The organism is Rossellomorea sp. LJF3, assembly GCF_037046045.1.
GTDB lineage: Bacteria > Bacillota > Bacilli > Bacillales > Bacillaceae_B > Rossellomorea.
The window spans coordinates 26,134-48,219 of record NZ_JBANLY010000024.1 but is presented as its reverse complement, the minus strand read 5'-3'; the positions used below and the strand labels follow the sequence as shown (position 1 = coordinate 48,219).

The 22,086-nt window shown below is 46.6% G+C and carries 21 protein-coding genes, 1 rRNA gene and 1 riboswitch; of the genes, 20 read left to right on the top strand and 2 right to left on the bottom strand.

The genetic code is table 11. The features are described from left to right. The 15 genes from rrf to purD form a co-directional block, all read left to right on the top strand. Positions 1 to 102 (top strand): 5S ribosomal RNA (gene rrf, locus V8G47_RS17965); the annotation flags it as partial. 627 nt (positions 103 to 729) lie between these two features. Next, the gene (locus V8G47_RS17960; protein WP_159361072.1) at positions 730 to 1,281 is read left to right on the top strand and encodes a DUF2179 domain-containing protein; all 552 of its coding nucleotides are present in this window, start codon (positions 730 to 732) and stop codon (positions 1,279 to 1,281) included. Continuing rightward, positions 1,278 to 1,475 carry an NETI motif-containing protein gene (locus V8G47_RS17955; RefSeq protein ID WP_159361073.1) on the top strand — a complete coding sequence of 66 codons (198 nt, stop codon included), beginning with the start codon at positions 1,278 to 1,280 and terminating at the stop codon, positions 1,473 to 1,475. Before V8G47_RS17960 ends, V8G47_RS17955 begins: the two co-directional genes overlap by 4 nt. An 89-nt stretch (positions 1,476 to 1,564) precedes the next feature. After that, positions 1,565 to 1,666: riboswitch (purine riboswitch) on the top strand. Positions 1,667 to 1,818: 152 nt separating this feature from the next. Then, the gene (gene purE, locus V8G47_RS17950) at positions 1,819 to 2,298 is read left to right on the top strand and encodes a 5-(carboxyamino)imidazole ribonucleotide mutase (protein WP_159361074.1); all 480 of its coding nucleotides are present in this window, start codon (positions 1,819 to 1,821) and stop codon (positions 2,296 to 2,298) included. Further along, positions 2,285 to 3,445, top strand: a complete 1,161-nt coding sequence (gene purK, locus V8G47_RS17945; protein WP_336201285.1) for a 5-(carboxyamino)imidazole ribonucleotide synthase — start codon at positions 2,285 to 2,287, stop codon at positions 3,443 to 3,445. Before purE ends, purK begins: the two co-directional genes overlap by 14 nt. Beyond that, positions 3,442 to 4,737 carry an adenylosuccinate lyase gene (gene purB / locus V8G47_RS17940; RefSeq protein ID WP_336201284.1) on the top strand — a complete coding sequence of 432 codons (1,296 nt, stop codon included), beginning with the start codon at positions 3,442 to 3,444 and terminating at the stop codon, positions 4,735 to 4,737. The genes purK and purB overlap by 4 nt, the downstream gene beginning before the upstream one ends. Positions 4,738 to 4,845: 108 nt before the next feature. Then, entirely contained in the window at positions 4,846 to 5,571 is a 726-nt protein-coding gene (purC, locus tag V8G47_RS17935) for a phosphoribosylaminoimidazolesuccinocarboxamide synthase (RefSeq protein ID WP_336201283.1), read from the top strand. Continuing rightward, positions 5,559 to 5,813, top strand: coding sequence for a phosphoribosylformylglycinamidine synthase subunit PurS (purS, locus tag V8G47_RS17930; protein WP_336201282.1), 255 nt, complete (start codon positions 5,559 to 5,561; stop codon positions 5,811 to 5,813). Before purC ends, purS begins: the two co-directional genes overlap by 13 nt. Continuing rightward, positions 5,810 to 6,496 (top strand): phosphoribosylformylglycinamidine synthase subunit PurQ, encoded by a 687-nt coding sequence (gene purQ / locus V8G47_RS17925; RefSeq protein WP_336201280.1) that lies wholly within the window; start codon positions 5,810 to 5,812, stop codon positions 6,494 to 6,496. The genes purS and purQ overlap by 4 nt, the downstream gene beginning before the upstream one ends. Next, positions 6,480 to 8,714 (top strand): phosphoribosylformylglycinamidine synthase subunit PurL, encoded by a 2,235-nt coding sequence (gene purL / locus V8G47_RS17920; protein WP_336201279.1) that lies wholly within the window; start codon positions 6,480 to 6,482, stop codon positions 8,712 to 8,714. Before purQ ends, purL begins: the two co-directional genes overlap by 17 nt. Then, positions 8,690 to 10,111, top strand: coding sequence for an amidophosphoribosyltransferase (purF, locus tag V8G47_RS17915; protein WP_336201278.1), 1,422 nt, complete (start codon positions 8,690 to 8,692; stop codon positions 10,109 to 10,111). Before purL ends, purF begins: the two co-directional genes overlap by 25 nt. A gap of 11 nt (positions 10,112 to 10,122) precedes the next feature. Continuing rightward, positions 10,123 to 11,151 (top strand): phosphoribosylformylglycinamidine cyclo-ligase, encoded by a 1,029-nt coding sequence (gene purM, locus V8G47_RS17910; RefSeq protein ID WP_336201277.1) that lies wholly within the window; start codon positions 10,123 to 10,125, stop codon positions 11,149 to 11,151. 35 nt (positions 11,152 to 11,186) lie between these two features. Then, positions 11,187 to 11,762, top strand: a complete 576-nt coding sequence (purN, locus tag V8G47_RS17905) for a phosphoribosylglycinamide formyltransferase (protein WP_336201276.1) — start codon at positions 11,187 to 11,189, stop codon at positions 11,760 to 11,762. A gap of 117 nt (positions 11,763 to 11,879) precedes the next feature. Then, a complete protein-coding gene (purH, locus tag V8G47_RS17900; RefSeq protein WP_336201275.1) occupies positions 11,880 to 13,415 on the top strand; it encodes a bifunctional phosphoribosylaminoimidazolecarboxamide formyltransferase/IMP cyclohydrolase in 1,536 nt (511 codons plus the stop codon). A 241-nt stretch (positions 13,416 to 13,656) separates the two neighbouring features. Further along, positions 13,657 to 14,931: a phosphoribosylamine--glycine ligase gene (gene purD, locus V8G47_RS17895; protein ID WP_336201274.1), complete on the top strand. Its 1,275-nt coding sequence runs from the start codon at positions 13,657 to 13,659 to the stop codon at positions 14,929 to 14,931. On the opposite strand, the gene V8G47_RS17890 is transcribed toward purD, so the two are convergent. Together V8G47_RS17890 and V8G47_RS17885 are read right to left on the bottom strand one after the other, a co-directional pair. After that, positions 14,909 to 14,998: an EYxxD motif small membrane protein gene (locus V8G47_RS17890; RefSeq protein ID WP_330994755.1), complete on the bottom strand. Its 90-nt coding sequence runs from the start codon at positions 14,996 to 14,998 to the stop codon at positions 14,909 to 14,911. The two genes, purD and V8G47_RS17890, sit on opposite strands and share 23 nt — an antisense overlap. 181 nt (positions 14,999 to 15,179) lie before the next feature. Continuing rightward, on the bottom strand, positions 15,180 to 15,629 hold the full coding sequence (locus V8G47_RS17885; RefSeq protein ID WP_336201273.1) for a YgaP family membrane protein: 450 nt from the start codon (positions 15,627 to 15,629) through the stop codon (positions 15,180 to 15,182). A 125-nt stretch (positions 15,630 to 15,754) separates the two neighbouring features. Here V8G47_RS17885 and V8G47_RS17880 point away from each other — a divergent pair, with 125 nt between their 5' ends. The 5 genes from V8G47_RS17880 (at position 15,755) to pcrA (ending at position 22,040) form a co-directional block, all read left to right on the top strand. Then, entirely contained in the window at positions 15,755 to 17,494 is a 1,740-nt protein-coding gene (locus V8G47_RS17880) for an adenine deaminase C-terminal domain-containing protein (protein WP_336201271.1), read from the top strand. Positions 17,495 to 17,524: 30 nt separating this feature from the next. Continuing rightward, on the top strand, positions 17,525 to 18,562 hold the full coding sequence (locus tag V8G47_RS17875) for a DUF3048 domain-containing protein (protein WP_336201270.1): 1,038 nt from the start codon (positions 17,525 to 17,527) through the stop codon (positions 18,560 to 18,562). A gap of 21 nt (positions 18,563 to 18,583) precedes the next feature. After that, complete coding sequence (locus V8G47_RS17870; RefSeq protein WP_034760840.1) at positions 18,584 to 18,883, top strand: YerC/YecD family TrpR-related protein; 300 nt, start codon at positions 18,584 to 18,586, stop codon at positions 18,881 to 18,883. A 160-nt stretch (positions 18,884 to 19,043) separates the two neighbouring features. Continuing rightward, a complete protein-coding gene (locus tag V8G47_RS17865; protein WP_336201269.1) occupies positions 19,044 to 19,730 on the top strand; it encodes a heptaprenylglyceryl phosphate synthase in 687 nt (228 codons plus the stop codon). Positions 19,731 to 19,814: 84 nt separating this feature from the next. Further along, positions 19,815 to 22,040, top strand: a complete 2,226-nt coding sequence (pcrA, locus tag V8G47_RS17860; RefSeq protein WP_336201268.1) for a DNA helicase PcrA — start codon at positions 19,815 to 19,817, stop codon at positions 22,038 to 22,040. Positions 22,041 to 22,086: the final 46 nt, after the last annotated feature.

The following is a 22,086-nucleotide window of genomic DNA, read 5'->3' as shown; positions in this document are numbered from 1 at the left end:
GAAGAGGTCACACCCGTTCCCATGCCGAACACGGAAGTTAAGCTCTTCAGCGCCGATGGTAGTTGGGGGATCTCCCCCTGTGAGAGTAGGACGTCGCCAGGCAAATGTGAAAAGAGTAGCTCTAAGGGTTGCTCTTTTTTGTTTTTGATTTTTGTAGGAAGAAGATGAAGAGGCCGGGGTTCAACTCTAGTTAAAGCCAGCGTCTAAAGGAATAGGAAGTAATTGGTAAATTACGCAAAAAAATTAAAAACGACGCAATAAATAAAAAAATGACGCAATTATTTCTAGAATGACGCAATCACCCTCCAAAACGACGCAATTATTTTTGCTTACTTCTTTAATTCAATGAAAATAACAGGTTTTCATATAAATCTCATAATTCAATCAAGAATATTAACAAGCCAGCTACATATTAATGAAAAAATAACGTCCTCTATCAATACTTGAAGAGGAATCTACCAATTAAGCCACCATAGTATTCAAGTCATTTATTGTTCAGTATTTCACAACCATAACCACAAATCCTCCCATCCCTACAAACCATCCAACCCATGTTTCAATCCACCCAAAACAGGAAACACACGTAATAAGACCTCGGATTTTCTAGAAATTGTCATAGAGTAATCGCATGAATTTTTCATGAAGTGGTTCATATTATGATTTTTTTCTAGTAAAATAGAAACTTAATTTGAGCATACTACAGGTAGTAGTGGAGAGAGGAGCATCTTGGTGTTAGACAATAGCTTTGTGATGGTAGCGATCATCTTAATTATCAATGTTGTATACGTATCTTTCTTTACGATCAGGATGATTTTGACGTTAAAGGGTTATCGATATATAGCTGCATTTGTAAGTACATTTGAAGTAGTAATTTACGTGGTGGGCCTTGGGCTTGTATTGGACAATCTGAATGAGATTCAGAACTTGATTGCGTATGCGGTCGGGTATGGTCTTGGTGTGATTGTCGGGATGAAGATCGAGGAGAAGCTTGCTCTAGGGTATATCACGGTGAATGTGATTACGAAGGAGTATGATAAGGCACTCCCGAATGAGCTTCGTTCACGTGGATATGGGGTGACGAACTGGGAGGCGAATGGTCTTGAGGGGAACCGGATGGCCCTGCAGATCCTGACTCCGAGAAAGTATGAGATGAAGCTGTATGATACAATTAAGGAGCTAGATCCGAAAGCATTCATCATTGCTTATGAACCGAAAGCGATTCACGGAGGGTTCTGGGTGAAGACGGTGCGAAATATACGTAAAGGAAAATTAAAAGAATGAGTAAAAAGAAATTATTATTTGAAGTGCAGGAAAACGAAACGATTGCAGACTGCCTGGATCGTATGAAGGAAATGGGTTATATGCCGGTAAGACGGATGGAAAAGCCTGTTTTTGAAGAACAGAAAGAAGGAAATAAAACGGAGTATGTCCCTATTAGACAGACAATTGTATTTGAAGGAAAGAAGATAGAGTAGTAAACGCTTCAAATCCGAACATTAATTTTCAGACTTTTAGTATCGTTCGATTATTCATTGACATGGTCTTCATATCACGTTATGATGGAGACAAATAAACCGAATGCCCTCATATAATAATGGGAATATGGCCCATGAGTCTCTACCTGACTACCGTAAATGGTCGGACTATGAGGGAAAGTAGCTGTCTGGATACGAGTGCGTTTGTGGGCCCTATCGGATAAAACGGGACCATTCTCTTTAAAATACCCAGATCAATTGCTTTCTCTCAAATGTAGAGAACAATTGATCTGGGTATTTTTTGTGAAGAGGGAATACACTACGGGAGGTGCCTGTCACCATTATGATTTCAGTGATCATGGGAAGTACATCGGACTGGGAAACAATGAAGCATGCGTGTGAGGTATTGGAGGAGCTTGAGATTCCATTTGAGAAACGTGTTGTATCGGCTCACAGGACGCCTGATTATATGTTTGAATTTGCGGAAGGTGCCAGGGACCGTGGAGTGAAAGTCATTATTGCAGGTGCAGGCGGGGCTGCTCACCTGCCGGGAATGGTGGCTGCGAAGACCACATTGCCTGTGATCGGTGTACCGGTTCAGTCTAAGGCACTGAACGGAATGGATTCACTGTTGTCGATCGTTCAGATGCCCGGTGGTGTTCCGGTTGCGACGGTGGCGATCGGGAAGGCTGGAGCTACCAATGCCGGACTCCTAGCCGCACAGATCCTTTCGATTGAAAATGCAGAGTTGGCGGAAACGTTGGAAAATAGAAGAAGTGCACTACGGGAAAAAGTGATGGAAAGTAGTGATGACCTTGAATAAGAAGACGATTTTACCAGGACAGACGATCGGGATCATCGGCGGAGGACAGCTTGGCCGGATGATGGCACTGGATGCGAAAGCAAGAGGCTTTCGGGTGGCTGTATTGGACCCTTCGCCGCACTCGCCATGTGCACAGGTGGCGGATTTTGTGATCACGGCAGGATTTGACCAGTATGATGCTCTATACAGACTGGCTGAAGAGTCCGATGTGATTACATATGAATTTGAAAATATCGATTATGAAGCGCTGAAATGGTTGTCAGAGCGTGCTTATTTACCACAAGGGGCTGAATTGATCCGCATCACTCAGGACCGGATTATGGAAAAGGAAGCCCTTACGTTTGCAGGGGTGAAAGTCGCTCCGTATGCTGTGATTAAACAACAGAAGGACATCTATGATAATATAGAAAAGCTTGGCTATCCAGTGGTTTTAAAAACGACAAGGGGCGGTTATGACGGGAAAGGACAGTATGTGATCCGGGAAGCAGGCGAGATAGATGAAGCCGCTGCTTTATTGGAGAACGGTCCGTGTGTGCTCGAGAAATGGATTCCTTTTGAAAAAGAGTTATCCGTGATCGTGACACGTAATCCCGATGGACAGCAAACAAACTTCCCGGTAGTGGAAAATATTCATGTGGATAATATTTTACATGAAACGATTGCGCCGGCCAGGGTGAGTGAAGAAACAGCAGCTAAAGCGATTGAGATGGCAAAGAGAATCAGTGAGACACTAGATCTTGTCGGGACTCTTGCGATAGAAATGTTCCTGACGGCAGACGGGGGTATTTACATCAACGAACTGGCTCCAAGGCCGCATAACTCCGGCCATTACTCGATTGAAGCATGTGACTTCTCACAATTCGCCCAGCACGTCAAAGCGGTATGTAATTGGCCGCTTGTCCAACCGACCTTATTAAAGAACGCTGTGATGGTTAATCTATTAGGAGAGCATATCGAGCCTATTATGAAGGCTGTTCCAAAACACCCGGACTGGTTTATCCATCTATACGGCAAGGATGTACCGAAGCCGAAGCGGAAAATGGGGCATGTCACGCTATTGACGAATGATATAGAAGAGACATTGTCGAACATAACTGAAGCCGGGATTTGGAAGGTGCAAGAAAAGATCGGAGGACGACTGGTATGATAGAACGTTATACACGCCCTGAAATGGGAGCAATTTGGACAGAGGAAAATCGTTTTCAAGCATGGCTTGAAGTAGAAATCCTTGCTTGTGAAGCATGGGCTGAGATCGGGGACATTCCGAAAGAGGATGTTGCGAAGATCCGTGAGAATGCCGGATTCAATGTGGACCGCATCAAGGAAATCGAAGAAGAAACACGTCACGACGTTGTAGCTTTCACAAGAGCAGTATCTGAGACCCTTGGAGAAGAAAGAAAATGGGTTCATTACGGACTGACTTCTACGGACGTTGTGGATACGGCCCTTTCGTATCAACTGAAGCAGGCGAACGAGATTATTTTAAAGGACTTGGAACGCTTCGTAGAAATTTTAAAGAACAAGGCGATCGAGCATAAGCATACGGTCATGATGGGACGTACGCACGGTGTTCACGCTGAGCCGACTACGTTCGGTCTGAAGCTTGCCCTTTGGTATGAAGAGATGAAGCGTAACGTGGAACGTTTCAAAGCAGCTGCTGATGGAGTGGAATTCGGAAAGATTTCAGGAGCGGTGGGAACGTATGCGAATATCGATCCTTTCGTAGAGTCTTACGTGTGTGAAAAGCTTGGCATCAAGCCTGCACCGGTTTCCACACAAACACTTCAGCGTGATCGCCACGCTCATTACATGGGGACACTTGCCCTGATTGCAACGTCCATCGAGAAGTTTTCTGTTGAGGTCCGCGGATTGCAGAAGAGTGAAACCCGTGAAGTGGAAGAGTTCTTCGCGAAGGGTCAAAAAGGATCGTCAGCGATGCCGCACAAGCGTAATCCGATCGGTTCTGAGAACATGACGGGAATGGCCCGTGTGATCAGAGGTTACATGCTGACAGCGTATGAGAACGTGCCCCTATGGCATGAGCGTGATATCTCTCACTCATCAGCAGAGCGTGTAATTCTGCCGGATGCGACGATTGCCCTTAATTATATGCTGAATCGTTTCGGAAACATCATCAAGAACTTGACGGTCTTCCCGGAGAATATGCAGCGCAATATGGATCGTACACTAGGTTTGATCTACTCTCAACGTGTTCTTCTCGCTCTTATCGACAAAGGGATGACCCGTGAGGAAGCATATGATACGGTTCAGCCGAAAGCGATGGAGGCATGGGAAAAGCAAGTGGCTTTCCGTTCCCTCATTGAAGAGGATGCGACCATCACGTCCAAGCTAACACCTTCTGACATTGATGACTGCTTCGATTACAACTATCACTTAAAACATGTGGATACAATCTTTGAACGTTGCGGCTTGGTATAAGTCCTTCTGACAAAAGAATAAGGCAGGGGTTTTTAGCAGAATCCCTCCCTTTTTTTATGAAAATATAGACTGAAGATTGGCAATATTCAGGTATTAGGGGGATTTCATATGGAAAAAGGAACGCTTTTATATGAAGGCAAAGCTAAGCAGATTTTCAAAACGAACGATGAAGACGTTGTCTGGATTCAGTATAAGAATTCTGCCACTGCTTTCAATGGGGAGAAGAAAGCGGACATTAATGGCAAAGGGGTTTTAAATAATAAGATTTCGAGCTTGCTATTTTCAAAGCTTGCTGAAAAAGGGATACAGAGTCATTTTATTAAACAGATTTCAGAAGATGAGCAGCTGGTCAAACGTGTGAACATCATTCCACTTGAGGTCGTGATCAGGAACGTGATTGCAGGAAGCTTGTCAAAACGGCTTGGAAAAGAAGAAGGAACACCCCTTCAAAAGCCGATCATCGAATTTTACTATAAGGACGATGATCTTGGGGACCCGCTCATAACGGATGATCACATTGATTTCCTGCAGATCGCGACCAGGGAAGAACGGGCTGGAATCAGAGAAATGGCACTAAATGTGAATGAGGTCCTTCAGGGGATTTTCAAAGAAGCGGGAGTCACCCTTGTCGATTTTAAACTGGAGTTTGGGAAAGACCGTAACGGAGCGATTTTATTAGGGGACGAAATCTCACCCGACACATGCCGACTGTGGGACGCAGAAACGAATCAGAAGCTTGATAAGGATGTTTTCAGAAGAGATATTGGAAGTTTAACAGAAGTATACTCAATCATTTTAGAACGCTTAGGAGGAAACAAACTATGTACAAAGTAAAGGTTTATATCACATTAAGAGAAAGTGTATTAGATCCTCAAGGAAGTGTTGTGAAACAGGCGCTGCATTCAATGGAATTCAAAAGTGTTGAAGATGTACGCGTCGGGAAGTATATGGAGTTGACTCTTCCATCATCTGTTGAAGACGTGGAAGCGACGGTTGAAGAAATGTGCCATCGACTGCTTGCAAACCCCGTGATCGAGGATTACCGATATGAAATCGAGGAGAGTGTCGCTCAATGAAGTTTGCAGTAATTGTATTCCCGGGCTCTAACTGTGACATCGATATGTACCATGCAATCAAGGACGAGATCGGTGAAGAAGTAGATTACGTTTGGCACGATGCTGATAATCTGGAAAACTATGATGCGATTCTATTACCAGGTGGATTCTCTTATGGGGATTACCTTCGTTCAGGAGCGATTGCCCGCTTCTCGAACGTCATGAAAGAGGTAGTGAAAGCGGCGGAACAAGGTAAGCCGGTCCTTGGTGTGTGCAACGGATTTCAGGTTCTACTCGAAACAGGACTACTACCAGGGGCTATGCGCCGGAATGACAGCTTGAAATTCATTTGTAAAACCGTGCCGTTAACCGTTGAAAATAATGAAACGATGTTCACGAATGGATATGAGAAAAATGATGTGATTCAAATTCCGATTGCACATGGTGAAGGAAATTACTTCTGTGATGAAGAGACGATGAACACTTTACGTGAAAACAATCAAATTGTGTTCACCTATACCGGTGAAAATCCGAACGGCAGTGTAAAGAATATTGCCGGGATCACAAATATAGCAGGAAATGTCCTCGGGATGATGCCTCACCCTGAGCGTGCCATGGACACTTTACTAGGTAGTGAAGACGGGAAGAAACTATTTCAATCGATTGTGAAACACTGGAGGGAAAAACATGTCGTTAATGCTTGAACCAACTTCAACACAAGTGAAAGAAGAACAGCTTTATCGTGAGATGGGTTTAACAGACGAAGAATTTTCAATGGTGGAAAACATCCTCGGAAGAACACCGAACTACACAGAGACCGGTCTTTTCTCTGTTATGTGGTCAGAGCATTGCAGCTATAAAAATTCGAAGCCTGTACTGATGAAGTTCCCAACGACAGGTGAACGGGTTCTTCAAGGACCTGGAGAAGGGGCTGGAATTGTTGATATTGGCGATGATCAAGCAGTGGTGTTCAAAATCGAGAGTCACAATCATCCATCGGCCATCGAGCCTTATCAAGGAGCGGCAACGGGTGTCGGGGGTATTATACGAGACGTATTCTCGATGGGGGCAAGACCTGTCGCACTCCTCAACTCTTTACGCTTTGGAGAGTTGGATTCTCCTCGTGTTCAGTATCTATTTAAAGAAGTGGTAGCCGGAATCGCAGGATACGGTAACTGTATCGGGATCCCAACGGTCGGAGGGGAAGTTCAGTTCGACGCTTCGTATGAAGGAAACCCTCTTGTCAACGCCATGTGTGTAGGATTGATCGACCATAAGGATATTAAGAAAGGTCAGGCACATGGTATCGGGAATACCGTCATGTACGTTGGGGCGAAAACAGGTCGTGACGGCATTCACGGAGCCACTTTCGCATCTGAGGAGTTAAATGAAGGATCGGAAGAGAAGCGTCCGGCGGTTCAAGTGGGTGATCCATTCATGGAAAAATTACTCCTTGAAGCGTGTCTGGAACTTGTTCAGAACGATGCCCTTGTCGGCATTCAGGATATGGGAGCGGCCGGTCTTACAAGCTCATCTGCTGAAATGGCAAGTAAAGCGGGATCCGGGATCGAAATGGATCTGGATCTTGTACCGCAGCGTGAAAGAGGCATGACGGCATATGAAATGATGCTGTCGGAATCACAGGAGCGCATGCTGATCGTCGTAGAAAAAGGCCGCGAGCAAGAGATCGTCGACCTTTTTTCAAAATATGACTTAGAAGCGGTATCCATAGGAAAAGTAACAGACGATAAACGCCTTCGCCTTCTTCACAAGGGTGAGGTTGTGGCAGACGTCCCGGTTGACGCCCTTGCCGAAGAGGCACCTGTTTATCACAAGCCTTCTCAGGAAGCGGCTTATTATAAAGAGTTTCAGGAATTGAAAACACCTGCTCCAAAGGTTGAAGATTATAAAGAAACGCTTAAAGCGTTGTTGAAGCAGCCGACGATCGCAAGTAAAGAATGGGTATATGACCAATACGATCACCAGGTGAGAACGAGCACGGTTGTAAGCCCGGGTTCTGATGCAGCCGTTGTACGTGTACGCGGTACGAGAAAAGCACTTGCCATGACAACGGATTGTAATTCCCGTTACCTTTACCTGGATCCAGAGGTTGGAGGAAAGATCGCGGTAGCAGAAGCGGCACGTAATATCGTTTGTTCAGGAGCGATTCCACTGGCGATTACGGACTGCCTGAACTTCGGTAACCCTGAGAAACCGGAAATCTTCTGGCAGATCGAGAAGTCCGTTGACGGGATGAGTGAAGCGTGCCGTGAGCTATCGACTCCGGTCATCGGCGGGAATGTTTCCTTATATAACGAATCAATGGGAACGGCGGTATATCCAACACCTGTAGTAGGGATGGTAGGTCTCATTGAAGATGTTGACCATATCACGACTCAAAGCTTCAAGGAAGCCGGGGATTCCATTTATTTAATAGGTGAAACACGTGAAGAGTTCGGTGGAAGCGAGCTGCAAAAGCTGACAGAAGGGAAAATCTTCGGTCAGGCACCGACGATCGACTTAAAAACCGAGCTTCGCCGTCAAATGCAGCTGCTGGAGGCGATCCAAAAAGGGCTTGTGTCATCAGCACATGATATTGCGGAAGGTGGTTTCGCCGTTGCCCTTGCAGAATCCACGTTTGGAACGAAGGGACTGGGAGCAAGCGTCCAGCTTTCTGGCGGGAGCAATGTGGCGGATCTGTTCAGTGAAACACAGTCCCGTTTCATCGTTTCAGTCAAACCTGAAAACAAAGAAGAGTTTGAAAAACTTGTTCCAGATGCGAAAGTGGTTGGACACGTATCAGATAACGGAGCCATCAAGGTGTCATCAGGAAATGGAGACGTCATGCTACAGGCATCTGTAGAAGAATTGGAGTCAGCTTGGAAAGGAGCGATCCCATGCCTGCTGAAATCAAAGGTTTAAACGAAGAATGTGGTGTGTTTGGCATCTGGGGACATCCCAATGCCGCACAGATTACGTATTACGGACTTCATAGTCTGCAGCATAGGGGACAAGAGGGAACGGGGGTCGTCGTTTCTGATGGGGATACGTTACGGTGTTTAAAAGGGGAAGGACTTGTAACGGAAGTGTTCCAGGAGGGCACCATCGAGAAGCTTGAAGGGGATTCGGCCATCGGTCATGTGCGCTATGCGACTGCCGGGGGCGGAGGCTATGAAAATGTTCAGCCTCTCCTTTTCAACTCGCAGAATGGCAGCCTTGCTCTTGCCCATAATGGGAATCTCGTCAATGCGAACGCCTTGAAGCATCAGCTTGAAGGACAGGGGAGTATTTTTCAAACAAGCTCGGATACAGAAGTGCTGGCACATTTAATCAAGAGAAGCGGGTACCGCAACCTGAAAGACCGTGTGAAAAACGCACTGACCATGTTGAAGGGTGCTTATGCGTTTACAGTGATGACAGAAACAGAGATGATGGTGGCCCTGGATCCACACGGTCTTCGCCCATTATCCCTCGGTAAGCTTGGGGATGCTTACTGTGTGGCGTCGGAAACATGTGCCTTCGATATCGTTGGGGCTGAATTCGTGCGGGACATCGAGCCGGGGGAGCTTGTGATCATCAATGATGAGGGATTGACCTCAGAACGGTTTAGTTTTTCTGGCGGGAATGCGATGTGTACGATGGAATACGTATACTTCTCAAGACCGGACAGCAATATACAGGGAATCAACGTCCATTCCGCGAGAAAACGGATGGGGATGGAACTCGCCAAAGAGGCTCCGATTGAAGCGGATGTTGTAACAGGGGTACCGGATTCCAGCATTTCAAGTGCGATCGGTTATGCAGAAGAATCAGGGATCCCTTATGAAATGGGGCTGATCAAGAATCGTTACGTTGGGCGTACGTTCATTCAGCCGTCTCAATCCCTTCGTGAGCAGGGTGTAAAGATGAAGCTTTCACCTGTAAGAGGGGTGGTTGAAGGCAAGCGTGTCGTCATGGTGGACGATTCCATCGTACGGGGAACGACGTCGAAACGGATCGTCACCATGCTGAAGGAAGCGGGAGCGAAGGAAGTCCATGTGTGCATCAGCTCACCCCCGATCAAGAATCCTTGCTTCTACGGCATCGATACCTCGACTCATGAAGAATTGATTGCGTCCTCCAATTCAGTGGAGGAAATGCGCCAGATCATCGGAGCGGACTCTCTGACATTCTTGAGCCCGGAAGGTGTGATCAAAGCGATCGGACGGGATGATTCATCCGAGAACCGCGGTCAATGCATGGCTTGCTTTACAGGGAAGTATCCAACGGAAATCTACCCGGATACACTTCATCCACATGAAAAAGAGTTAGTGAAATAGGGGGGATCATGATGGCAAATGCGTATCGTCAGGCAGGAGTAGATATCGAAGCGGGATATGAATCCGTCGACCGGATCAAAAAGCATGTGAAACGAACGGCCCGTGAAGGGGTTCTCGGTCAATTGGGGAGTTTTGGCGGGATGTTCGATTTATCTTCCTTGAATTTAAAAGAGCCTGTACTTGTATCAGGCACGGATGGGGTCGGAACGAAGCTGAAGCTTGCCTTCATGGCAGACAAACACGATACGATCGGAATCGATTGTGTGGCCATGTGTGTGAATGACATTGTCGTTCAAGGAGCGGAACCACTGTATTTCTTAGATTATATAGCGACCGGGAAAGCTCTCCCGGAGAAGATAGAAGGTATTGTAAAGGGTATTGCGGACGGATGTGAAACAGCAGGCTGTGCGCTGATCGGTGGAGAGACCGCCGAGATGCCGGGCATGTATTCAGATGATGAATATGATATCGCCGGCTTTGCTGTAGGTGCCTGTGAAAAAAAAGAGATCATCACGGGCGAGAAAATTTCTGAAGGAAATGTGTTAGTCGGACTGGGATCCAGTGGTATACACAGTAATGGGTACTCTTTAGTGCGGAAAGTATTCTTTGAAGATCAGTCGTTTTCTTTGGAAGAATCATTACCTGAAATCGGGACCACACTAAAGGAAGCATTGCTTACACCAACCAGGATTTACGTGAAACCGGTACTGAAGGCACTTAAACAATTCTCCATCAAGGGGATGTCCCATATCACAGGCGGAGGTTTCATTGAGAATATTCCACGGATGCTGCCTGATGGTTTGCAAGCAGAGATCACAGAAGGCAGCTGGGATATTCCAAGCATTTTTCCTGCCCTTGAGCACTATGGGAACATTCCACGCAGTGAAATGTACAACATTTTCAATATGGGGATCGGATTTGTGTTAGCAGTAGAAGAAAATGAAGCGGAAGACATTCTTCAATTTTTTAACGAACAGGGTGAAGACGCCTTTATCATTGGACGTGTGACGAAAGGAACCGGGGTGCGCTTCGTTCGTTAAGTGAAGGATGAGCATGTCAATAACGGGGGCGAGTCATGAGACAGATTGCCATTTTTGCATCAGGAAGCGGAAGTAATTTTCAAAGCTTGGTAGACGCTGTACAAAGTGGGACCCTGAAAGCGAATATCAGGCTTCTTGTATGTGATCAGCCGGGAGCGTTTGTCATCCACCGCGCCCAAACTGCAGGAATCCCAACCTTCGTCTTTCGGGCAAAGGACTATGAGAACAAGCAGGCATTTGAACAGGAAATCCTGAATGAGCTGGCTTATTTGGGTGTTGATTTTATTGTACTGGCAGGGTATATGAGATTGATTGGTCCGACGCTCCTCGAAAGCTTCGGTGGAAGGATCGTCAATATCCATCCGTCACTCCTTCCTTCATTTCCAGGGAAGGACGCCATCGGACAAGCCATCGAAGCCGGAGTGAAAGTCACCGGCGTCACGATTCATTTCGTAGATGCAGGAATGGATACAGGCGAAATCATCGCACAGGAAATCGTCCGTCTCACAACAGGTGAAACCAGGCAGTTACTCCAGGACAAAATCCAGCACGTCGAACACCACCTCTACCCAACCACCCTCAACCACCTCTTCCTCACCACCGGTCACTAAAGCGGGGAAGAACGGTTGCTTTATCTTGGTAGTGTGGTAAAGTGATGAGGGACGGACCTTGGGTTTAATAATTATGAAATAATATCAGCATTACAGCAGGCGGAGGAGGATCAGACATTGAAAAAGAGAGCATTGATCAGTGTTTCAGATAAAAGCGGAGTCATCGAATTTGCGAAGGAATTAAAAACACTGGGGTATGAAATCATATCGACCGGCGGCACGAAGAAGCTCCTTTTAGAAAATGACGTAGACGTCATGGGAGTTGAAGAAGTGACGGGGTTTCCGGAAATCCTTGAAGGACGAGTAAAGACCCTTCACCCGAATATCCACGGTGGATTACTTGCAAAACGTGGTGAGGAAAGTCATCGAAAACAGCTTCAGGAACAAGGGATCGAAGGGATCGACCTCGTATGTGTCAATCTTTATCCATTCCAACAAACCATCTCAAAGCCGAATGTCGGTGTAGAAGAAGCGATTGAGAACATAGATATCGGTGGACCGACGATGCTGCGTGCGGCTGCAAAAAATCATCAGTATGTCACGGTCGTAGTCGATGCGTTGGACTATGATGAAATCATTGCAGAATTAAAGCTCCACGGTGAACCTTCACTTGAAAAACGTCGCAAGTTGGCTGCCAAGGTATTCCGCCATACGGCAGCTTACGATTCGTTCATCGCTGAATACATGACCGACATCTCAGGTGAAGAGAATCCTGAGCGCTTTACAAGAACGTATGAATTAAAGCAGACGCTCCGTTACGGGGAAAACCCTCATCAACAAGCTTCATTTTACCGTGCGCCGCTAGGCTCTGAATTTTCAGTGGCCATGGCAAGGCAGCTTCATGGGAAAGAGCTTTCCTACAATAATATCAATGATGCAAATGCGGCCCTTCAGATCGTAAAAGAATTCATGGAACCGGCGGCTGTTGCTGTGAAGCATATGAATCCGTGTGGTGTCGGCGTTGGATCGACCATCCACGAAGCGTTCAGCAAGGCGTATGAAGCGGATTCTACATCCATCTTCGGTGGGATTGTCGCACTGAATCGTATCGTAGATGAAGAGACAGCGAAGCAGCTTCATGAAATCTTCCTGGAAATCGTCATCGCCCCGGCTTTCAGTGATGAAGCGTTCGAAATCCTTTCAGGTAAGAAGAACATCCGTTTATTGACGGTTCCTTTTGAAACCACAAACAAAATCGAGCGTAAGCTAACGACAGTCGAAGGTGGATTGCTTGTTCAAGCGGATGATACGTTCACCCTTGATGACGCAGACCTCCGAGTCGTGACAAAACGTGAACCGACCGAAGCCGAATGGGACGCCATGAAGCTCGGCTGGAAAGTCGTGAAGCATGTGAAGTCGAACGCAATTGTTGTGACAGATGCCCACATGACAGTCGGGGTCGGTGCAGGCCAGATGAACCGCGTAGGCGCTGCAAACATCGCACTCGAACAAGCGGGCGTGAAAGCCAAAGGAGCCGCCATGGCGTCAGATGCATTCTTTCCTATGGACGACACCGTAGAAGCCGCAGCCAAAGCGGGCATCACAGCCATCATTCAACCCGGAGGCTCCATCCGTGACGAAGAATCCATCAAAAAAGCAGACCAATACGGCATCACCATGGTCATGACCGGCATCCGCCACTTCAAACATTAATGTGAGGGACGGACCTCATGATTTTATTGTCCTCCCAATGGGAGAGACAGTACAAACCTTATAGGTAAAGGGTTCTGCATGGCGTGCAGATGGTTCAGGGGGAGTAAAGTGAGGGACGGACCTCATGTTTCCCCGCCACAGCCCGGCCATAAAGCAGATCTACAGTTATTCCACATACGAACCTCTCCTCATTTACACTATCGCAGGAGGGGTTTTCTTAAAAAAGGGGGCTTTTTTCAAGATGAAAGTATTAGTGATCGGACGTGGCGGCCGCGAGCATGCCATATGCAGGAAGTTTGCGGAAAGTGCAAGTGTGTCAGCAGTGTTCTGTGCACCCGGAAACGCGGGGATCGCAAGCGTCGCAACAAATCTCCCGTATACTGAATCCGACGTGAGTGAACTGATTGATTTTGCCAAGAAAGAGGACATAGCGTATACGTTTGTTGGCCCTGAAAATCCGTTGCTCCATGGAATCGTCAACCGCTTCCAGGAAGAAGGCCTCCGCATATTCGGACCGACGAAAGAAGCGGCCATCATCGAAGGAAGCAAATCGTTCTCGAAAGAATTAATGAAAAAGTACAATATCCCAACGGCAGCGTATGAAGTGTTCACAAGCGTGGAGAAAGCGATCGAATATGTGAAGGAAGCCGGTGCCCCGATCGTGGTGAAGGCTGATGGACTTGCGGCAGGTAAGGGTGTTGTCGTTGCGGAAACAGAGGAAGAGGCTATCCGTGCATTGGAAGAAATGCTTCTGGATGAAAAGTTCGGGGATGCCTCATCGAAAGTGGTGGTGGAAGAATGCTTGTTTGGAGAAGAGTTTTCCCTTATGGCTTTTGTAAGTGGTGAGTCGGTATATCCGATGGTAATCGCACAGGATCATAAGCGCGCCTATGATGGGGATCAAGGTCCGAATACGGGCGGTATGGGTGCGTATTCCCCGGTTCCGCATATTTCGGAAGAGGTTGTGCAAGAAGCGATTTCCACGGTCCTCCACCCGACTGCTCAAGCGATGGGGAAAGAGGGTCGTTCATTTACGGGGATTTTATATGCCGGGCTTATGTTGACAAGTGAGGGCCCGAAAGTGATTGAATTCAACGCACGATTTGGAGATCCTGAAACGCAGGTAGTACTGCCGCGCCTGACTTCTGATTTCGGTCTCGTGGTGAAGAACATCATCGAAGGAAAGCCGGTCGATTTGGAATGGTCAGATGATGCGGTCGTTGGGGTGGTGCTTGCAGCAGAAGGGTATCCGGGTGCCTATGAGAAAGGGATCCCACTGCCTGATCTTGAAAAGTCCATGGATGATCAAACACTCGTTTATCATGCAGGAACCGAATTCAATGACCATCATACCCTTGTTTCTAATGGCGGAAGAGTGTTACTTGTCGCTTCCTCTGCTCCCACTGTAGAAAAAGCGCAAAAAGCCGTTTATAAAGAATTAGCTAAAGCAGAGTGCAAAGGCTTGTTCTATAGAAGAGATATCGGCCGGAAAGCTATCGAACACGTCTCTTCCTAGATTTACGAACATACACGTATGCAATGGCGACGATGCCGCCGATCAACGAAAACAGAACATACGACATATCGGTTAAATATTCCCAGAACAATACAAACAACTCCTTTAATTAATATAGAAGCAGAATTGCCGAGAGGATGTCCTATAAAGAGGGACGGACCTCGGCAATTCTGCCTTTTTGAAGGGATCCAATCAACAGGATCCCCGCTGTTACGGGATTTCACAGGACGACATGTCCGTTAAGACCCTTAAGAATGAAGGTCCGTCCCTTTAGAACCCGTCAATGCTTCCTGGACTTCCTGGTTGGTGAGTTCTTCGGGGTTGAAGTTGGATTCTTTTTTTGTGTTTGTCGGGGCTTGGTTATGTTCATGAGTTTGTTGGTGCTGGTGCCCGTTGTCCGTGTGATCCTTTTTATCAGATTTCAGCATGTCTTTGAAGTTCATCATATCCTTTGCTTTAAATCCTCCAAAGCCGCCGTTCTTGCCTTCTCCATCTCCACCTTTTTCAAACAAGGCAGTGACAGGGCAATAACGCAGGATTCCTTCTCCGACTTTCATGGCGCCGATTACGGCCATGACAAGATAGGAGTCCCTCCATGGACGTCTTGCAAGCTTTGATGTACTCCATGCCAAAATGGTAAATCCAACTGTGATGCGGATCAGGGCATTGATGATCCCGATGTTTGATGATACTTTCATTTGTAAATTCCTCCTTAATCGAAAATTCACATAATTGTTGTAAACCTTTAATGCGTTAAATAGTAAAATATGTTAACATAAATTGAAACTTAAACTAATACCATTCCACTAGAGGAGTGTTCACATTGGAACAGCGCTACAGATGGAAGAACAAACAACTGAGAGAACATGTACAAGTACTGAATGGAGAATTGTCTCCCAGTCTTCTTTTAAAGAATGCAACATACCTTCACTCGACGTTAAAGAAATGGGTGCAGGGACATATTTGGACTTACGGGGACAGGATTGTCTATACTGGTGACCGACTCCCGGAAAACCTTGAACAATGCGAAGTGATGGACTGCGGGTCACAGTACCTCGTTCCAGGATATATCGAACCGCATGTACACCCGTTTCAGCTTTATAATCCCCAATCCTTTTCCAAGTATGCATCCCAAACCGGAACAACGACATTCGTCAATGATAACCTGATGATGTTTTTACAATTAGAAAAAAAGAAAGCGTTTACTTTATTGAGGGAGTTCAGCAAAATGCCAGTCACGATGTACTGGTGGACACGTTTTGACTCCCAAACCGAGATGGTGGATGAAGAGGTTACGTTCTCAAATGGGGAAGTGAAATCGTGGCTCGAACATGATTCGGTGCTGCAAGGCGGGGAACTGACCGCATGGCCGCGGCTCCTCGAAGGAGATGACCTGATCCTTCACTGGATGCAGGAAACGAAACGCATGGGGAAAATCGTGGAAGGTCATCTTCCGGGGGCTTCAGACAAGACGATTGCCAAGCTCCGCCTATTAGGCATTGATGGCGACCATGAAGCCATGACGGGTGAGGATGTATACAAGCGCCTGATTCAAGGCTTGACCGTCACCCTTCGTCATTCCTCGATCCGACCGGATTTACCGGCTCTGTTAGACGGGCTAAAAGAAAAAGGCATCGATTCATACGATTCCCTTCTTTTTACCACAGATGGATCGACACCGGGATTTTATGAGCAAGGTATCCTGGATTTCATGATCAAAATGGCCATCGATAAGGGCATACCGCCAATCGAAGCTTATAATATGGCGAGTTACAACGTTGCCAATTATTACAATATCACTCACCTGCACGGGATGATCGCTACAGGCCGGGTCGCAAACATTAATTTTCTCCCGGCAATGGATGATCCGACCCCGGTCTCCGTACTTTCCAAAGGTACCTGGGTCCGTAAAAACGGTGAGCAGATGGAAGATCCCACCGAAATCAACTGGGGACCTAACGGGTTCACCCCGTTATCCCTTGATTGGGAAGTGGGGTATGATGATCTTCAATTCTCCATGCCGTTCGGGATCGAAATGGTGAACGATGTCATCACCAAGCCTTACTCCATTTCCATCAATCCATCAGAGGAATTGCTTGATTCGAATCATGACCAATCGTTCCTCATGTTGTTGGACCGGAATGGCAAGTGGAGGATCAGCACCATGATCAAAGGATTCTCTAGAGGTGTGATGGGGTTTGCATCGTCTTACTCCAATACAGGGGATATTATCCTGATCGGAAAAAGTAAGCCTGATATGATAGCAGCTTTCAACAGGATGAAAGAAATCGGTGGCGGGATCGTTCTTGCAGAGAACGGTGAAATCCTGCACGAGATTCCACTGCCATTAAGCGGATTGCTTTCAGAGAAGGAAATGCCCGAGCTGATTGAGGAAGAAAAAACACTTAAAGACTTATTAAAAGAGAGGGGTTACCGCTTCTCTGATCCGATTTATACATTGCTGTTCCTTCAGTCCACTCATCTGCCTTATATAAGGATGACACAAAAGGGAATCTATGATGTAATGAAGAAAACGGTACTCTTTCCAACAATAATGCGTTAAAATAGTAAAGTAAATAGGGGTGTCAAAAACATGCTGAAAAGAGCTTTGATCATTGCGTTAAGCTCGTTCGCACTTGTCGCATGTAGTTCAGATAAAGAGATAAAGAAAGAATCTGATAAAGAAGCCGCAACTCCAGTGGTGAAGGAAGAGACAGGCGTAGAAACAGAAGAAATGAATCAGTATCCTTTAACAGGTATGGCTGAAAAGGAAGAATCAATGAACCGGGCGATCGCCGTGATGGTGAATAACCATCCGAAGGCAAGGCCCCAATCGGGACTGTCGGAAGCGGATATTGTATATGAAGTGTTGGCCGAGGGGGATATCACCCGATTCTTAGCCATTTTCCAGAGCAGGATGCCGAAAGAAATCGGCCCTGTCCGAAGTGCGAGAGATTACTATATAGAACTTGCAAAAGGGTATGACAGTCTGTATGTCGCTCACGGATACAGCCCTGAGGCGAAAGAAATGCTGACCGATGGTTTTATCGACGACCTTAACGGAATCCAATATGACGGGACGCTATTCAAGCGCGCAAGCTTCCGGAAAGCCCCTCATAATTCCTATATCACATATGAACATATCAAAGAGGGAGCGGAAAAGAACGGCTTTGATATGGAGCGACCGCCTGATGCACTGAATTTCAGTGATAAAGGGAAGAGTAACGGGGAAGCTGCAAATTCCGTGATGATTTCATACAATCATAATCCCCTGTTTAATGCTGTGTATGATTTTAATGAAAAAGAAGGCCGATACGAGCGCTTTTCAAATGGGGAGCAGACCATCGACTATGACTCGAAAGATCCCGTCCTGATCGAAAATCTTTTCATCGTAGAAGCTCCACATAAGATCGTCGATGACGCGGGACGACGGGATATTGACCTCAAATCCGGTGGAAATGCTTACTTGATACAGGAAGGGAAGCTCCGGAAGCTACAATGGAAGAATGTGAATGGCCGGATACTTCCCTATGAAAAGAATAAACCTGTGAGCCTGCGGAAGGGCTCGACGTGGATCAACGTCATCCCAAGCTCTCCGGGGCTCGCGGGTTCGGTATCCTATCAAGAATAGAAGGAAAAAGGAGTCTTTTTAATGCAAATAAATAAGCTAAGAGGCAAGGAGCTGGATCAGTTATTCAACGCTGTTCTTTCCCTGCAAGACCTTGAAGAATGTTATCGTTTCTTTGATGACCTTTGCACGATCAACGAAATTCAATCACTTGCCCAGCGCCTTGAAGTCGCACGTATGCTTCAGGACGGGAAGACGTATCATAAGATCGAAACTGAAACAGGTGCAAGTACGGCAACGATTTCCCGTGTGAAACGCTGCTTGAACTACGGAAATGATGCGTATCAATTGGTACTGGATCGTGTACATCAAGAAGAAAAATAAGTGAAGGACCGCTGTCTATGACGAGCGGTCTTTCTTTTGTCCAAGAGAGATTGTTTTCTTCCTTTTGCTTATACAAAGTTTAACAGCGGACGGGGTGATGCGACAGTTTCCCACAAATGATATAATACGTTAGATGGATGTATGAATGGAGGAACAGAGTATGTATGATGTCCAAAAGTGGAGCCATGTGTTTAAACTAGATCCGAATAAACGAATAGATGATGAAGATTTAGAAGCAGTATGTGAATCGGGAACAGACGCGATCATCGTGGGGGGAACGGACGGTGTAACCCTTGAAAAGGTTCTTGATTTGATGGCACGAGTGAGACGATATACGGTTCCTTGTATTCTGGAGGTTTCCAATTTGGAGTCGATTACTCCAGGCTTCGATTTGTATTTCATTCCGATGGTGATGAACAGTCAGAACATGAACTGGGTGACGGGACTGCATCACCAGGCCGTGAAGGAATATGGAGAAATCATGAATTGGGACGAAATCCTTGTAGAAGGATATTGTATATTGAACCGTGACTGCAAGGCGGCGAAGGTAACGGAAGCGAACACAGACATTTCAAGTGAAGACGCAGCAGCTTATGCCATGATGGCAGAAAGAATGTTCAACCTGCCGATCTTTTATCTGGAGTACAGTGGTACATACGGAGACGTTGAAACGGTAAAAGAGGTAAAGGATTCACTGGAAAACACGACATTATTCTACGGCGGGGGAATTGAAACCCGGGAGCAGGCGAAGGAAATGGCTGCTGTCTCAGATGTTGTCGTCGTTGGAAATGCTGTATATGACAATCTGAAAGAAGCTTTAAAGACGGTAAAAGCAGTGAAAGGATAAGGATCGAACTGGTGGTCCTTCCCTGATTATTATATAATAGAAATACAAATATAGAACGTATGTTCGTTATGGTGGTGTGAGACTATGCAATTTTTGACTGATCGACTGTTGAATGGAATGAATCCCGAGCAGGCAGAAGCTGTGAAGGCAACGGAAGGGCCGTTACTGATCATGGCAGGGGCAGGCTCCGGGAAGACAAGGGTATTGACGCATCGGATTGCGTATCTGATGGTGGAAAAAGGCGTCAATCCTTACAATATTTTAGCGATTACCTTTACGAATAAAGCGGCGAGAGAGATGAGGGATCGTATTGAAAACATCCTTGGTGGGGCCTCTGAGAACATCTGGATCTCAACCTTTCACAGTATGTGTGTGCGAATCCTGCGACGTGATATTGACCGCATCGGGATGAACCGTAATTTCACGATCCTTGACTCTACCGATCAGCAGTCGGTGATCAAAGCGATTTTAAAAGAAAAAAATATCGATCCGAAGAAATTTGATCCCCGTTCACTTCTCGGGTCCATCAGCTCTGCAAAAAATGAGCTGACCACTCCTGAAGAGTTATCGAAGCAGATAGGCGGTTATTATGATCAGGTGGTCTCTGATGTGTATACAGAGTATCAGAAGCGTTTACGCAAGAATCAGGCCCTTGATTTTGATGACTTGATCATGACGACGATCCAATTATTCCAACGTGTGCCGGAAGTGTTGGAATATTATCAGCGTAAATTCCAGTACATCCATGTGGATGAGTATCAGGATACGAACAGGGCGCAGTATATGCTTGTAAAACTGCTTGCCTCCCGTTTTCAAAATCTGTGTGTCGTCGGGGATTCGGATCAGTCGATCTATCGCTGGCGCGGCGCGGACATTGCCAATATCCTTTCGTTTGAAAAGGATTATCCGAGGGCGACCGTCATTTTCCTGGAACAGAACTATCGTTCCACGAAACGGATCCTCCAGGCGGCGAACGAAGTCATCCAGAAGAATTCAAATCGAAAACCGAAGAACCTCTGGACGGAAAATCATGACGGTGAAAAGATTTCCTACTTCAGGGCGGATACGGAGCAGACCGAAGCTCAATTCGTCACAGGGAAAATCAAGGAATTGATGGAAACCGGTAAGAAGAAGTATTCTGATTTTGCCATCCTGTACCGTACCAACGCACAGTCCCGTGTCATGGAGGAAGTGCTGCTTAAATCGAATATCGAATACTCCATCGTGGGCGGCATCAAGTTCTACGATCGTAAAGAGATCAAGGATATCTTAGCGTACCTCAGGCTCATTTCGAATCCGGATGATGATATCAGCCTTCAGCGTGTCATCAATGTACCGAAACGGGGAGTAGGGGCCACTTCGATCGATAAAATTGCCCGCTACGCACAGGATCATGACATTTCCATGTTCAGGGCACTCGCAGAAGCCGACTTCATCGGACTCAGTCCCAAGATCACCAAAGCCGTGATTGAATTCATGGAAATGGTGAAAGGCTACACCAGTATGCAGGAGTATCTGTCTGTCACGGAACTGGTAGAAGAGATACTTGAAAAATCAGGCTACACCGATATGCTGAAAGCGGAAAAGTCCATAGAGTCTCAATCCCGACTGGAGAACTTGGACGAGTTCCTGTCTGTAACGAAAAGCTTTGAACAATCCAACGACGATAAGAGCCTCGTGGCATTTTTAACGGACCTTGCATTAGTTGCCGACATCGATAAACTTGATGAGGACGATCAGCCGAAGGATTCTGTTATCCTGATGACACTGCACGCAGCCAAGGGTCTGGAGTTCCCTGTCGTATTCCTCATGGGAATGGAGGAAGGGGTCTTCCCTCACAGCCGTTCCCTTATGGAAGAGGATGAAATGGAAGAAGAACGCCGTTTGGCATACGTGGGGATCACCCGTGCGGAAGAGCAGCTCTTCCTGACCAATGCCCAGATGAGGACGCTCTTTGGACAGACGAAGATGAACCCGGTTTCCCGTTTCATCAATGAAATTCCTGCAGACCTGCTGGATGATGTGATGGCAGAGAAGAAGAGTGCCTTCACTCCTTTCGGGAAATCAGCGGCTAAATCACCTTCACGCCCTGCTCCCCGAAAGCCTGTTGCACGTCCGGTCCAAGCCACGACGGGTGGAGAATCCGTTGCGTGGCAGGTCGGCGATAAGGCCCAGCATAAGAAGTGGGGGACAGGAACGGTTGTCAGCGTGAAGGGATCAGGCGACAGTGTCGAGCTCGATATCGCTTTCCCGAGTCCGATGGGAATCAAGCGTCTCCTGGCCAAATTTGCTCCAATTGAAAAAGCATAACAGGTCGGAAGGGATCCCCTTCCGGCTATAACCGAATATAAGCAAG